We start from the raw sequence: 13,604 nt of genomic DNA on the forward strand, positions 1-13,604 counted from the left end.
CGAATTCGGTGATCGATGGCTCGTCGTCAACGACAAGGATTCGGCTCGGTGTCTCGATCATAGTCTTGCCTTTCTCTCGTCATTTCGACGATTGCCCCTAGAGGGCATATCGTTTAAACCTTGATATAATCAAGCTCAGCGTTCACTATACGCATTATCACGTATTTTGCCGTTAAATTGAGGAAGATTGTCATATTTATGTTACTTGCTATTGATATTGGTAACACTCATACCGTAATTGGCGTTTATGCTGGGGATACCCTGCAAGCCATGTGGCGCATCGCCACCAATCGCTGCGACGCCGCCGACGAGCTGCGCATCAAGCTTTCGACGCTCTTTTCCCTGGAGGGGCTGGCCCTTGACGCCATGCGCGCCTCGGCCTTGGCCTCCGTCGTTCCCCAGCTGACCGAGGCCTGGACGCACGCCATCAAAGATGCTACCGGCTGCACCGCCTTGGTATGCTCGGCGAAAACCGCCGGCGACCTGTTTCACACCAACTATCCCAACCCTAACGAGATCGGCGCCGACCGCGTGGCCGACGCAGTGGCGGCCCGCGCTTTGTACGGCGCGCCGGCCATCGTAGTAGATTTCGGCACGGCCACGAACATCGAGGTCATCGATCGCGACGGCACGTTCCTGGGCGGCGTCATCGCACCGGGCGTGCAAACCTCCGCCAACGCCCTCTTCTCTCATGGCGCGCAGCTTCCCACCATCGATCTGGTGGCACCGCCGGCAGTCATCGGCCGCTCCACTATCGAGGCCATTCAGTCAGGCATCATGCTGGGCGAAGCCGATCGCGTCGACGGCCTGGTGCGCCGCATCTTCGAGCAGCTGGGCTACGAGGCGCCCGTCATCGCCACCGGCGGCCTGGCCCCGGTCATCGCCCAAACCGCCACCACCATCACGGCGGTGAACTCCGAGATCACCCTCGAGGGCCTGCGCCTCATCGCCGCCCGCGCTGCGGAATAAGGCTGCTTCTACCCCACAACTTCTTTCACGGCTCGGGCGCATACCACCGCTGCGATGATCTTCGCCAGGTCGAGAGCGATGAAGGGCGCGCAGGCCGTCAGAAACGCTACCTCGGGGCCTACTTGGGCCACCACCATGTATTGGGCCCAGCCGCACACGTAGGCCACGGCGGTGAAGATGATGCCGGTCACCAGTTCCAAGCCGAAATTGCGCAGGAAGCTGGCCGCACGCTGAGGCACTGATTGGGCGGCGCGCTCGGCCCGCGAAAGGCGTGCCGCTCCCCCGCCGTTCCCGAAGGCCTTGCGGGCGGCGGCCAAGAACAGCGACGCCAAGGGCACGCCCAGCAGGTAGCCCCACAGAAAGCCGCCCGTGGGACCGGCCAGCACGCCGAAGCCGCCGCGCATGCCCGAGAATACCGGGACGCCCACCGCGCCCAGCATGAGATAGCCTACGATAGCGGCCGTAGCTGCCTTCGGCGGCAGCACCACAATGGCAAAGGTAATGGCGAACATCTGCAGCGTGATGGGCACGGGCCCAATAGGCACGGCAATAATGGCCGAGGCGGCAATGAGGGCGATAGTCAGCCCCACAAAGGCCACCGAGCGGGAACGGGACGACGCGCCCTTGCGAGCAACCCCGTCGACGCCTCTCGCCGCGCCATGCACGGGCTGCGGGGTCTTCGCGCCCAGCTCGTTCTCGAAGCCTTCTTGCAACTCGACAGATTCCATACCTAGTTCTCCTTTCCTCGAAGGAAATACTAGGGCAGCCCTGCCAGCGCACCGTCGACAACCCTTTTGGAGCGGCCAGCGGGAGCGAGATTGCGCAGTTTTGTGCAACTGCCTGTCAACAACCAGCTCTTGCACCAACAGAGGCGTCGATGCCTACTTCCCGAACATCTGCTGCATACGGCGCAGGCGGCGCATCTCCCACGCTACGAAAATAGCGGTGGTGAAAATGGACAGGAAGTCGGCTACGGGAGCGGCGAAATAAAGCGCATCGAGACCCGTGAACTGCGGCGCCATAGACGGCAGCACCACCGGCATAAGGTAGAGCAGCGGCACCAGGAAGAGAATCTGCCGCGTCAAGGTCAGGAACACCGACTTCGCTGGCTGGCCCGTGGCCTGGAAGTAGTTCGAGCTGACAATTTGGAATCCCACAAACGGCAGCATGAGGAACTGCACGCGAATGGCGAAGGCCGTGAAATCCACCAGGCCGTCATGGGAAATGCCGAAGGCCTGGGCAATGGGAACGGCGAACAGCTCGACGATAGCGAACATGAGGACCGAGATGGACGAGGCCGCCCCGATGCCGTACCACAGCGTCTTGCGCACGCGATCGACATTGCGCGCGCCGTAGTTGAAGCCCAGCAGCGGCTGCAGGGCAATGGCAATGCCAATGAGCGGCATGACTGAGAACTGGCCGATGCGCTGCACGACGCCAATGGCCGCCAGGGCATCCTCGGCGCCAATGGGCGTGAGGGCGCCGTACTTCACCAGCTGGAAGTTGATGACGAAGTTCACGATGGCCATGCCCGCCTGCACGCAGAAGCTGGGCAGACCGAAGGCCAGAATAGTGCGGTCCATGGCAAAGGAGGGACGCAGGGCCGGCAGGCGCAGGCGCAGCGGCACGTCCTTCGGGCCGCAGAAGTACCAGAGCACCGCCAAGCAGGAGCAGGCCCAACCCAGCACCGTGGCCACGGCACTGCCCAGCACGCCCCAGCCCAGCCCCAGTACCAGCAAAGCGTTGAAGGCCACCGAGCCCACCAGGCCGATGACCATGGTGCCCAGGGCGCGGTTGGGAGCGCCGCAGGTACGGATGAAGTTGTTAACGCCCATGCCGATGCACTGCAGGAAGAAGCCCGCGCACAGCACCTGGATGAAGATCTGGGCATAGGGGCGCACGTCGGGAGTAGCGCTCGCTAAATCGAGCACGCCGCTCACCAGCACGGGATTCCATCCGATGAACAGCACAATAACCGACGCCACCAGGCTGAGAGACACCACGTTGCCCAGGGCGCGCTCGGCATCTTCGCGCTTTCCCTCGCCCAGGCGAAGGGCGGCCAGCGCGTTGCCGCCGTTGCCGATGAGCATGGCCAGGGCCATGAACACGATCATGATGGGATTGGCCACGGTCATGGCCGAAAGACCGATCTCCCCCACCGCATGACCGAGGAACACCGAATCGATGATGGCATAGGAGCCATTGATGAGCATGCCCACCACTGACGGAATGGCGAACTCGGTAATGAGCCGCGGGATAGAGGCCGTGCCCATGCGCATGACCTTGTCATCGCCGGCAGACCCGGCTTGAAGTTTTTGCCCGCGCGGATCGGGAGCGGGCACGGAAGAGTCGGCGGCCGCTTCGCCGGGGAGAGTGTCGGGGATCTTATCGTCCATAGTGCGCCTTTCTTGGTATCAGGCGCTATTGTAGTCTTAGGCGACGGGAATGACGTGAGCCTCGCCCGAAGACACGGGCACAACCCCGTCAGCGGTGCGCACAAGCAGGCGACCGCGATCATCGACACCGTCGGCCACGCCCTCCACGGTGACGTTGCCCGCCATGTCCTCGATGCGCACACGGCGCCCATCCAAGAACGAGGCAGCGCTCAAGCTGGCGAGGGACGGCTGCAGCCCCAGCTCGCGCCAGCGGCCGTAATTCACGAGAACGCGAGCGATGATTTCCCGCTGGACGTCGGTGATAACCTCTTCGCGACGCGCTGCAAGCGCGCGGCCGGACAGGCCCTCGGTGGCCTGAGCCACGGTCAGAGGATGCCCGGGCGTCGATTCGGGAGCCATCATGAGGTCGGCCATATAGGCCGGCACGTTTCGCCCCTCGACGGGCACGGCGATGTCCGGCGCGAACACGTTGACGCCGATGCCGACGCACACGCCGCCTCCGCAGGCCTCAAGAGAAATACCGCTGAGCTTGCGATACTCGTCGGCGGGAGTGTGCTCGCTGGGCATGTAGATGACGTCGTTGGGCCACTTCAGGCGAATGCCGTCCTTGTGCTGGGGAGCTGCCATGGTTTCCAGGGCCCGCTGCACCGACAGCCCGATGATGAGGCTGAGCGTGGCCAGACCGCTGCCGGCCACATCGGGGCGCAGCAGCACCGACATGTACAGGCCGCCCTCGGGACTGTCCCAGAGCCGCCCCTGACGCCCATAGCCGCCGGTTTGGCGGCGAGCACGCACGATGAGGCCCTCGGCCTTGCCCTCGCGCAGCGCTTCCTTAACTTCCTCGTTGGTGGATTCCACCTCGTCCAGAACAACTAGCTTCATGACTACAACCGATGCGCCTTTCCCACTCGCTCGTCTTCGGGGACCGAAGCGACAGGGGTTCCATCGGCCAGTTCGTATCCAGGAAGAATTTCCAATAGAGGCTTCACGACGAAGTCGCGCTCGCAGACCCGCGGGTGAGGCAGCGTGAGCTCCGGCGTAGAGCCGACGTACATTTGATAATCGAGAATATCGATGTCCAGGGTGCGCGGACCGTTCTCGACTTCGCGCACGCGCCCGAGGGAGTTCTCGATGCCGTGCAGATAGCCCAGCAGCTCTTTGGGCGGCAGCCCGCAGCGCAGCGAGACCACCGTGTTCACGAAGACGTCCTGGTCCTCGTAATAGGCCGGTTCGCTCTCGTAGAAGGAGGCCATGTCGATGATCTGCGTGTCGGGCAGAGCGCAGAGCTGGCCCACCGCAAGATTGATCTGGGCGATCTTCGCCTCAGTTTCCTCGCCGGGCTCCGCTACCAGAGCCACGTTCGAGCCGAGGCCCAGAAGCACCAGGGGACGCAGGTCCTTCAAAGCTGCCACGGTCAGGGGGACGTTATGGGTGCGCACCACGCAGGCGCCCAGCTCGCAGGCGAGAAGCGCCTCGGCGGCCGATGCCACGTCGCGCTCGTGGGGCTCGTCCACATGGTAGGCGTAGCCCACGTAGCTTTTGCGCGAGGCCGCCACCATCACAGGATAGCCCAGGCGCACCAGCTCGTGGAGGTTGCGCATGAGCTCGATAGTCTGCTTCGGCGTTTTGCCGAAACCCGGACCGGGATCGATGCAGATGCGAGAACGGTCGATGCCCGCGGCCTCCAATTCGGCAGCCCGCTCGGCCAGGTAATCGCGCACTTCCGTGACAACGTCCTGGTACACCGGATCTTCCTGCATGGTTTTGGGCTCGCCCTGCATATGCATGACCACGCAGCCGCAGCCGGAATGACGCGCCACTTCGACCATGGCGGGGTCGCGGAAGCCGGATACGTCGTTGATGATGGAAGCGCCGACCTGCAGGGCGCGCTGGGCCACCTCGGCGTGACGGGTGTCCACCGACACGCACAGGTCGCGCTCAGCCAAGGCCTGCACCACCGGGGCGATGCGGCGCCACTCCTCTTCCGGGTCAACCGGGTCGGAGCCGGGACGCGTCGATTCGCCGCCGACGTCAATGATGGCCGCCCCCTGCTCGATCATCTCGAGCCCGTGGGCCACCGCCGCCTCGGCATCAAGATAAACGCCCCCGTCCGAGAAAGAGTCGGGGGTGACGTTGAGAATTCCCATTACCAAAGGCGTTGCCGTATCGAAGTCGAAACGACCGCAATGCCAAATCATTGAAATGTTGCCTTCCTGTCAGCCAGCGTAAGCGCTCAGTATACCCATGATAGCGGTGTTATCAGGTAACGAACGGTGCAGCGGCACGATACTTCCATTGAAGTGCGCTACAAGAAAGGGCGCCCCGCAAGGCGCCCTTTCATACTCATAGCTTTGAGCGGCTTCATCGAGCGATGACGCCCCTACTTCTTATCGGGATCGGGTGCATCGGCCGAGGAGTCCATGTCATCCTCGCGGTCGATTTCGGCGTCGACCTGCTGCTGCGTGGGCATGTCGGCGCGGTCGGCATCCTCGGCCGGGGCGCGGAAGGGGCCGTTGGGATCCTGATCGCCCGGCTCCACCGGCTCCTCGCGCCAGTTCGGGTCGGCCAGGGTCTCGCCGGCGTCGGGGTTGCCCTCGCCATGGGCGCCATCGGCACCCTCAGCAGCCTCGCGCTCAGCCAGCAGCTGCGCGTCCTTGGCGCGCGCCGCCGCCTCTTCGGCCTCTTTAGCGGCAATGATGTCGCCCTCGCGGGCCAGGTACTCGTCCCACTTGTTGTCGAGCAGCGCCTCGCAGGCCTCGCCCTCCACGGTCTCGCGCTCCAGCAGCACACTGGCCATCAGGTCCATCTGATCGGCGCGGGCGGTGAGGATGTCGTGGGCCCGGTCGTGGGCCTCCTTCATGATCTTCGCCACCTCTTCGTCAATGCGGCGAGCCGTCTCTTCGGAGTAGTCCTGGGTATTGCCGTAATCGCGACCCAGGAACACCTCGTGGTTGGGCTGGCCGAACACTTGGGTGCCCAGGGGGCTCATGCCGTACTGGGTGACGATGGCGCGGGCCATCTTGCTGGCGCGCTCCAAGTCGTTCGAGGCGCCCGTGGTAATGTCGTCGCAGAAGATTTCCTCAGCCACGCGACCGCCCATAAACACGGCCAGCTCGTCCTTCATCTCGGACAGCGAGTTGAGCACCTTGTCCTCGTCGGGGATGGACAAGGTGTAGCCCAGGGCGCGACCGCGGGAGATAATGCTGATCTTGTGCACCGGATCGGCATGGGAGAGCAAGTGACCCACCAGGGCATGGCCGCTCTCGTGGTAGGCAATGGTGTGCTTGGTCTTCTCGTTCATGACGCGGCCCTTGCGCTCGGGACCGGCGATGACGCGCTCCATGGACTCGCTGACCTCGCGCATGGTGATGATCTTCTTGCCGCGGCGGGCGGTGAGCAGCGCCGACTCGTTCATGAGGTTGGCCAGGTCGGCACCGGTAAAGCCCGGAGTGATCTTCGCGATCTTCGACAGGTCCACATCGCTTCCGATGGGCTTGTCCTTGGCATGCACGTTGAGGATCTTCTCGCGGCCCTTCACGTCCGGCGTGTCCACCACAATTTGACGGTCGAAACGGCCGGGGCGCAGCAGCGCCGGGTCCAGCACGTCAGAGCGGTTGGTGGCAGCCAGCAGCACCACCGAGTCGTTGGACTCGAAGCCGTCCATTTCCACCAGCAACTGGTTCAAGGTTTGCTCGCGCTCGTCGTGACCGCCGCCCAGGCCCGTACCGCGCTGACGGCCCACGGCGTCGATCTCGTCGATGAAGATGATGGCCGGAGCCGCGTCCTTGGCCTGCTGGAACAAATCGCGTACACGGGAGGCGCCCACGCCCACGAACATTTCCACGAAGTCGGAACCGGAGATGCTGAAGAAGGGCACGCCCGCCTCGCCGGCCACCGCACGGGCCAGCAGCGTCTTACCGGTGCCCGGAGGGCCCACCAAGAGGCAGCCGCGGGGGATTTTCGCGCCCATGGACTGGTACTTCGCCGGATTGGCCAGGAAGTCCTTGATTTCCTGCATCTCCTCCACAGCCTCGTCCACACCGGCCACATCCGAGAACTTCACGTCGGGACGCTCCTCGGCGGCCTTCTTCGTCTTGGCCTTGCCGAAGTTCATCTGAGAGTTGTTGGCCTGCTGCATCTTGAAGAAGAAGAAGAACAGCAAACCGCCGATGATGAGGATGGGCAGCAGCGTAGTGAGCACCTCGAGGAAGGGGCTGGGCAGCGTGACCTGATAGGACACATCGGGATGGGCGGCCAGAAGCTCGCCCAGGGAATCGGAGCCCACGTAGGTGGAGCGGTACTGGTGCTCTTTGCCCAGTGTGGACGGATCGAGCGTGGTGGTGCCCACGCCGGCCAGCGCCTTGCCGTCGTCGGCCTTCTTCGTAGCCATGAGGGCGTTCATGGAATCGAAGGCGCCGTTGAAGGCCTTGGCCGCCTCGGAGCCCGCCGTCGCCGCCGGGAAGTAGGAGCCCGACACCATGTAGTCGCCGGCGGAATAGGTAACCGACTTCACGCGACCCTGTTCCACTGCCTGGGTGAATTCCGAGGTAATGAGCTCGTCGGTAACCGTGGCGCCGTTGCCGCCGCGCATGAACTGGCTGCCCACGAAAAACGCCACGGCCAGCAAGATGATGACCATGAGCATGGTGGTGCGGGACGACGAGGACGAGGGACCGAGGTTCGGTTTCTTGGGGGTGTTGTTGTCTGCCATGGGTGTTCTGCCTTTACTGATAGATCTCAGGCTTGAGGACGCCGATATAGGGAAGGTTACGGTAGTGCTCCGCATAGTCGAGGCCGTAGCCGACGATGAATTCGTCGGGGCACTCGAAGCCCACATAGCGGCAATTGACGTCGGCCTGATTCGGCGTGTCCTTGCGCAGGAGCGTGGCCACCGAAATAGAAGCGGGACCGCGGGACTCCAGGTTCTTGATGAGGTAGCTGAGCGTGAGGCCCGAGTCGAGGATGTCCTCGGCAATGACCACATGACGCCCTTGGATGCTGCTGGACAGATCCTTCAGGATGCGCACGACGCCGGAGCTTTTCACGCCGCTGCCATAGGACGACACCGCCATGAAGTCGACCTCCAGCGGCATGTCGATGGCGCGAATAAGGTCGCAGGTGTACATGGCCGCACCGCGCAGCACGCAGATGACCACGATGCCCTCATCGCCGGCAATGTCTTTGTAGTCGCGCGTAATGGCGGCGCCGAGTTCGCTTACGCGATTGGCAATGTCCTGCTCGGAGAAAATGATCTCTGAAACGTCGTTGTGCACGAGTACTGCCTCTCATCAAGCCGGAAGCGAGCAAGCGCCCGCAACCGGTAGCGGTTTTGCCCATGACCAGCCAGACCATGGACATCTAGTTTCCGTTTCAGTTTACCAAAGACCTTTCAACGAACGGACACAATACGGTAACGCCACACATTAAGCGCGGTTACCAATGGGGCTTATTTGCAGGATGGAGCACGCCAATTGGCTGCGAACGCCCCTAAGCTTGCACCAGATCGGGGAATTCCTTGATGAGGCGCTCGACGGGCAGGCCAACGATGGTGTCGTAGGCGCCATCGTAGCGATCCACCAGCGCCGCGCCCGCGCCCTGGATGGCATAGGCTCCGGCTTTGTCGAAGGATTCGCCCTTCTTCAGGTACTCAGTGATTTCCTCGTCGGTAAGATCCTTGAAGGTGACGCGGCTTACGTCGGCCAGAGTGCGGAAGCCCAGGGAAACCTCCTCCACCGTGGGGGCCGACACCATCCACACCGACACCGCGGTGATGACCTCGTGGGTGCGTCCCGACAGCTGACGCAACATGTGCTTGCCGTCCGAGGCGCTGCGGGGCTTGCCGAAGATCTTGCCGTCGAGCACCACCATGGTATCAGCGCCGATCACAATGAGCATGCCCGTGTAGTTCTCGGCCAGCACCTCCTGAATGACCGCGCCGGCCTTGCGCTCGGCCAGCTTCTTCGCCGCCTCCACGGGATCGGCCGCCAAATCGGGCTCCAGCGACTCGTCCACAGGAGTCACCGGCGTGCGCACCGTGAACTTCACGCCCGCGTCAGCAAGCAGCTCGCGACGACGCGGGCTGCCGCTGGCGAGGACTACCTCAAAAGGGGCGACATCACCGGCTTCCTCGTAGCGCTCGGCCGCAGCCGGGTCCTCGTAGGCGTCATTGTAGTCGGCCGCCGTCTCATGCAGATCGGCTTGCGCATCGCGCACCGCCTGCTCGAGAGAGGCGTTGCCCACCGCCTCGGCCATTTCGTCGGTTACTGAAACCTTGCTCTCAGTCATGATGATCCTTCTTTCTACGGGCGCGGAAGTAGGCCATGGGCTCTACCAGCACGCCGCGTTTGTTCGCACTTACTGCTAGATCATACTGGATATTGGCCACGTAGCCGCTGTTGGGCTGGCCATCGGCAAAACCCTGTAGGACAGCCTCCACACTTGCCGCCTCGACCCGGGCATCCGGACCGAGCATGGCCTGCAAAAGCTCCCGCACCGCCCGGCGCTGCAGCGGCCGCTTTGCCTGTCCGAAGGCCGGCAACAGGCGGAATCCCTCAGAGCGATCGATGCCGAAAGTGTCGTCCTCGGCCACCCAGACGCTGGACTCCTCCACCAGATCGGTGGCCATCTCATCAAGCATGTCGTCCTCGTCGGCAATAAGGTTCATGGAGCGCACGAGCACCTCGGGCAGGGCACTGTTCCATTCCTTGGCCGGAGGCACCACCTTATGGCGCACGTAGGCGCGGAAGCGATCGGTATGGGCGTTGGTGGCATCCTCGCGCCAGAGCGCCCCCGCCGCATCGCGAACCACCGTCTCGCCCGCTTCCTCCCGAGCAGACAGGTAGTCGCGCAGCTGATCGCGGGTCACGTCGAGTAGCGGGCGCACCACGGGCCCGTTGCGATACTTCATCGAGCGGAAGCCGCCCGGCCCGGTGCCCACAATGGAGCGCATGTAGAAGTTCTCGATGCGATCGTCGGCGGTGTGGGCCGTGAAGATGCGCGCCTCGGACAAGGGGCAGCCCTCGTGCTGGCACATCGAGCGCAGGGCCTCGTTGGCAGCCAGATAACGCTCGCGACGCGCCACGGCCTCCACATTCTCATGGGTGCGCTCGGCCTCGGCGGCAATATCGATGGCGCAGATGAACAGCGGAATATCGAGGGCCTCGGCCAACTTTTGGACAAAGGCCTCATCGTCATCGGCGTCCTGGCCGCGCAGTTTGTGGTTCACATGGAGCATAGCCACGGGCCCCAGGGAGCCCGCCTCCCGCAGCGCAGCCGCCACGTAGGCCAGAGCCGTGGAGTCGGAGCCGCCCGACACCATGAGCAGAGCGCCCCCGTCGGGAGCTATCAGATGACGGTCGGCGATGGTCCGCTTTGCCTTTTCTAGAATGTCAGTCGTGGTCATTGGTGTGGCTCCTCGGGGTCGGGAGTGTCGGGCATTCCGATTCGCTCAAACAGTCCTCGCTTTGCGAAACAGCCCACTGGGCTGTTTTCGTCGCGCGTCGGCGCCTGAGCGAAGCGAAGAAGTACCCTTGGGGTAAACTGCGCTCGGTCGGAACACCCGACGCTCCCTCTGCACTCAGTTCTCATCAGAAGATTCACTCATACCTTTGGCTCGCTCGCGCGTTTTTCTAGCATCACGATCGATTCTATATGGTCGGTGTGAGGGAACATGTCCACGGGGCGAATTGCTTTTATCTCGTAACCGCTGTCGACGAGTTGGCGCACGTCACGAGCTTGAGTAGTAGGGTTGCAGGAGATATAGACGATGCGCTGGGGCGCCAGGGCGCAGGCCGCCGCCAGGAACTCGGGCGTCGAACCAGCGCGGGGCGGATCCATGAGCAGCACCAGGGGATCCGGCCGCTCGCCGGAGGCGGCCAGGCGCTCCATGAACGCCGTGGCGTCCTCGGCCACGAAATCGGCGTTATCCACCCCATTATGGCGTGCGTTGGTGGCAGCGTCGCGGATGGCGGAGGCCACGCTATCGACGCCGATGACGCGCCGAGCCCCTCGCCTGGCGGCCACCAGGCCGATGGTGCCCGTGCCGCAGTAGGCATCGATGACGGTTTCGGCGCCCGTCAGCTGCGCCAGGCACACGGCCTCATCGTAGAGCACTTCGGTTTGCGTGGCGTTCACCTGATAGAAGGACTTCGACGAAATGCGAAAGCTGAGACCGCACAGGGTGTCCAGGATGAAGCCGGGTCCGTAGAGCGTGCGCTCCTTTTCGCCCAAGATGACATTGGTTTGGCGCGTGTTCACGTTCTGCACGATGGTGGTGATGGCCGGCACGCGGCGCACCAGCTCGCGGCAGAAGGCCTTGGCCGAAGGAAACTCCTCGCCGTTGGTCACCACGGTGACGAGCACTTCCCCGCTTTCATGACCCACGCGAACCACCACGTGGCGCACGAAGCCCTCGCCGGTGTCCTCGTTGTAGGGCGCCATGTCCCAGCGGGCCATAATGTCGCGGACGGCCAGGGTCACTTGCTTGGCCGTCTCGTTCTCGATGGCGCAGGTGTCCGTGGGAATAAGGCGGTGCGTGCCCGGCGCGTACATGCCGGTAAGAATGGCCTCTCGCACTTGCTTGGCGCTGCGCGGTCCCTGGGTGTTGCGGAGCCCCTTCGCGCCATAACGATTGGACAGCTCGACGCCATGGCGATCGGCGCCGCGCTCGGCCGCGCGTTTACCTGCGCCCGCGCCGCGCTTGCCCTTCGCCGGCGCATAGGGAGACACCACCTTATTGCGATAGTGAAAGGGATGCTCCATACCTAAAACCGGCTGAAACGCCTCGGCGGGAGCCAAGCCCTCGAACAGATCGTAGACGGCGCGCTGCTTGGCAGACAGCTGCTGGTCGTAGGGCACATCCAGCTGACTGCAACCGCCGCACTGTCCGAAAACGGGACAGAGCGCGCAGCCCGAAGTCACCGGCCCACCTTGCTGGACCTTCGGTGCGCCCTTCTGACCGCGACTGCTTTTCCGCGGCTTTGCGGGGTGGTTACTGCTGCGTTTCGGCTTGTTGTCGTGTTTTCTGGTCATGGTCTCATTTTGACATAATGGCCTCAATGGAAAAGGAGGCACTTATGAACTTCATTATTCGCTGGATTGTCACCGCCATCGCCGTTGCCGCTGCGGTATGGATTGTTCCCGGCATCGAGATTGTCAACAGCGGTTCCACTTGGGTGGGCATTGTGTTTTTCGCCCTTATCCTGTCGCTCATCAACATGTCCATCAAGCCCATCCTGCAAGTGCTGTCGCTGCCTGTTACCGTCCTTACCCTGGGCATCTTCTACCTTATCGTGAACACACTGCTGCTCTACATTGCGGCATGGCTGGCCAACGGCCTGTTCGGCGCGGGCTTCTACATTGCCAGCTTCGGCAGCGCCTTCGTGGCCTCTATCGTCATTTCGATAGTGTCCGCTCTGGTGAACGGCTTGGTCGGCAACGACGCCTAAGGCTGCAGAAATAAAGCGGCGGCAGGTTCGGAGCCCGCGACTCGCACAAACGGAATCGTCACGCCCAGCCCGGCTTCGGCCGGGCTTTTTTGCACCGGCAAAGCGTTGGGCCCACTGCAGGTTGCTCATCCTGCAGTGGGCCCAATAATCAAGCTCGTGATATTGCTCACGCATTGCTCACGCCTTGTTGCCACGCCCCCATAGTAGCCGAAGAGTCGCTCTTCGGTGACCGAACCCCTCATTTGTTGGTTTCATGAAACAAACCGCCCGATCGGAAGGGGCTATTTTGCGACTGGAAGAGGCTACTTCATCTGTGACCTTATCAAAATGGCTAAATTTGATTATTTTGATAAGGTCACAGCACTAACTAAGGTGTGTCGGCACCGCTGACTCGAGGGTTTCCCAACAGAACGACGTCGGCCGCAATGCCTCATCCGCGAATTTCCCCGTTGCGCTTTCGTTAAAATGAAAGGAATTCGACCACTTTTTTCTCAAGCACGGTATTCTGTCATCGTTCGATTTTGCCGCGCACCATGAGCAGCGCGGTACCAACAAGAAAGGATTTCCATGGACGCCAAGGTCTACGAACTCATCAACGATCAGATCAACAAGGAGCTGTACTCCGCCTATCTGTACCTGTCCTTCGCCGACTACTACGAGGAGGAGGGCCTGTCCGGCTACGCCAACTACTTCGAAATCCAGGCTCAGGAAGAGCGCGATCACGCCATGATCTTCCGTAACTACCTGCACGAGAACGGCGAGAAGGTGAAGCTGCTGGCCATCGAGCAGCCTG

The 13,604-nt window shown here is 62.6% G+C and carries 12 protein-coding genes; 3 read left to right on the forward strand and 9 right to left on the reverse strand.

Annotated features, from left to right (window positions below; all coding sequences use genetic code 11):
• Window positions 1–198 precede the first annotated feature (198 nt).
• Complete coding sequence (locus tag QZ307_RS08900) at window positions 199–969, forward strand: type III pantothenate kinase (RefSeq protein WP_295998851.1); 771 nt, start codon at window positions 199–201, stop codon at window positions 967–969.
• An 8-nt stretch (window positions 970–977) separates the two neighbouring features.
• Here the strand turns inward: QZ307_RS08900 and QZ307_RS08905 are convergent, their stop codons facing one another.
• The 9 genes from QZ307_RS08905 to rlmD all read right to left on the reverse strand — a co-directional run bounded on the left by QZ307_RS08905 (window position 978) and on the right by rlmD (window position 12,284).
• Window positions 978–1,697, reverse strand: a complete 720-nt coding sequence (locus tag QZ307_RS08905; protein WP_295998855.1) for a biotin transporter BioY — start codon at window positions 1,695–1,697, stop codon at window positions 978–980.
• Window positions 1,698–1,850: 153 nt separating this feature from the next.
• Entirely contained in the window at window positions 1,851–3,365 is a 1,515-nt protein-coding gene (locus QZ307_RS08910; RefSeq protein ID WP_295998858.1) for an MATE family efflux transporter, read from the reverse strand.
• A 36-nt stretch (window positions 3,366–3,401) separates the two neighbouring features.
• Window positions 3,402–4,247, reverse strand: a complete 846-nt coding sequence (locus QZ307_RS08915) for a biotin--[acetyl-CoA-carboxylase] ligase (RefSeq protein WP_295998862.1) — start codon at window positions 4,245–4,247, stop codon at window positions 3,402–3,404.
• A gap of 2 nt (window positions 4,248–4,249) precedes the next feature.
• Window positions 4,250–5,563: a dihydropteroate synthase gene (gene folP / locus QZ307_RS08920; protein ID WP_295998865.1), complete on the reverse strand. Its 1,314-nt coding sequence runs from the start codon at window positions 5,561–5,563 to the stop codon at window positions 4,250–4,252.
• Window positions 5,564–5,745: 182 nt separating this feature from the next.
• Window positions 5,746–8,076 carry an ATP-dependent zinc metalloprotease FtsH gene (gene ftsH, locus QZ307_RS08925; protein ID WP_295998866.1) on the reverse strand — a complete coding sequence of 777 codons (2,331 nt, stop codon included), beginning with the start codon at window positions 8,074–8,076 and terminating at the stop codon, window positions 5,746–5,748.
• A 13-nt stretch (window positions 8,077–8,089) separates the two neighbouring features.
• The gene (hpt, locus tag QZ307_RS08930) at window positions 8,090–8,638 is read right to left on the reverse strand and encodes a hypoxanthine phosphoribosyltransferase (protein ID WP_295998869.1); all 549 of its coding nucleotides are present in this window, start codon (window positions 8,636–8,638) and stop codon (window positions 8,090–8,092) included.
• Window positions 8,639–8,852: 214 nt separating this feature from the next.
• Window positions 8,853–9,650 carry a Maf family protein gene (locus tag QZ307_RS08935; protein ID WP_295998872.1) on the reverse strand — a complete coding sequence of 266 codons (798 nt, stop codon included), beginning with the start codon at window positions 9,648–9,650 and terminating at the stop codon, window positions 8,853–8,855.
• Window positions 9,643–10,767 carry a tRNA lysidine(34) synthetase TilS gene (gene tilS / locus QZ307_RS08940; RefSeq protein WP_295998874.1) on the reverse strand — a complete coding sequence of 375 codons (1,125 nt, stop codon included), beginning with the start codon at window positions 10,765–10,767 and terminating at the stop codon, window positions 9,643–9,645. Before tilS ends, QZ307_RS08935 begins: the two co-directional genes overlap by 8 nt.
• A 197-nt stretch (window positions 10,768–10,964) precedes the next feature.
• On the reverse strand, window positions 10,965–12,284 hold the full coding sequence (gene rlmD, locus QZ307_RS08945; RefSeq protein WP_295998877.1) for a 23S rRNA (uracil(1939)-C(5))-methyltransferase RlmD: 1,320 nt from the start codon (window positions 12,282–12,284) through the stop codon (window positions 10,965–10,967).
• Between the two features lie 155 nt (window positions 12,285–12,439).
• Between rlmD and QZ307_RS08950 the strand changes: the two genes are divergently transcribed.
• Together QZ307_RS08950 and QZ307_RS08955 are read left to right on the forward strand one after the other, a co-directional pair.
• Complete coding sequence (locus QZ307_RS08950) at window positions 12,440–12,811, forward strand: phage holin family protein (protein WP_295998879.1); 372 nt, start codon at window positions 12,440–12,442, stop codon at window positions 12,809–12,811.
• Between the two features lie 567 nt (window positions 12,812–13,378).
• A partial coding sequence (locus QZ307_RS08955; protein ID WP_295998882.1) for a ferritin-like domain-containing protein occupies window positions 13,379–13,604 on the forward strand: 226 nt, incomplete at its 3' end.

Origin of the sequence: uncultured Adlercreutzia sp. (assembly GCA_910585575.1) — a bacterium.
Taxonomy (GTDB): domain Bacteria; phylum Actinomycetota; class Coriobacteriia; order Coriobacteriales; family Eggerthellaceae; genus Adlercreutzia.

Bases quoted from the DNA above. Each gene is read 5' to 3' on its own strand.
- QZ307_RS08915 (WP_295998862.1), bottom strand. From the start codon at position 4,247: ATGAAGCTAGTTGTTCTGGACGAGGTGGAATCCACCAACGAGGAAGTT.
- ftsH (WP_295998866.1), bottom strand. From the start codon at position 8,076: ATGGCAGACAACAACACCCCCAAGAAACCGAACCTCGGTCCCTCGTCC.
- QZ307_RS08900 (WP_295998851.1), top strand. From the start codon at position 199: ATGTTACTTGCTATTGATATTGGTAACACTCATACCGTAATTGGCGTT.
- QZ307_RS08910 (WP_295998858.1), bottom strand. From the start codon at position 3,365: ATGGACGATAAGATCCCCGACACTCTCCCCGGCGAAGCGGCCGCCGAC.
- QZ307_RS08935 (WP_295998872.1), bottom strand. From the start codon at position 9,650: ATGACTGAGAGCAAGGTTTCAGTAACCGACGAAATGGCCGAGGCGGTG.
- QZ307_RS08905 (WP_295998855.1), bottom strand. From the start codon at position 1,697: ATGGAATCTGTCGAGTTGCAAGAAGGCTTCGAGAACGAGCTGGGCGCG.
- folP (WP_295998865.1), bottom strand. From the start codon at position 5,563: ATGATTTGGCATTGCGGTCGTTTCGACTTCGATACGGCAACGCCTTTG.
- tilS (WP_295998874.1), bottom strand. From the start codon at position 10,767: ATGACCACGACTGACATTCTAGAAAAGGCAAAGCGGACCATCGCCGAC.
- QZ307_RS08950 (WP_295998879.1), top strand. From the start codon at position 12,440: ATGAACTTCATTATTCGCTGGATTGTCACCGCCATCGCCGTTGCCGCT.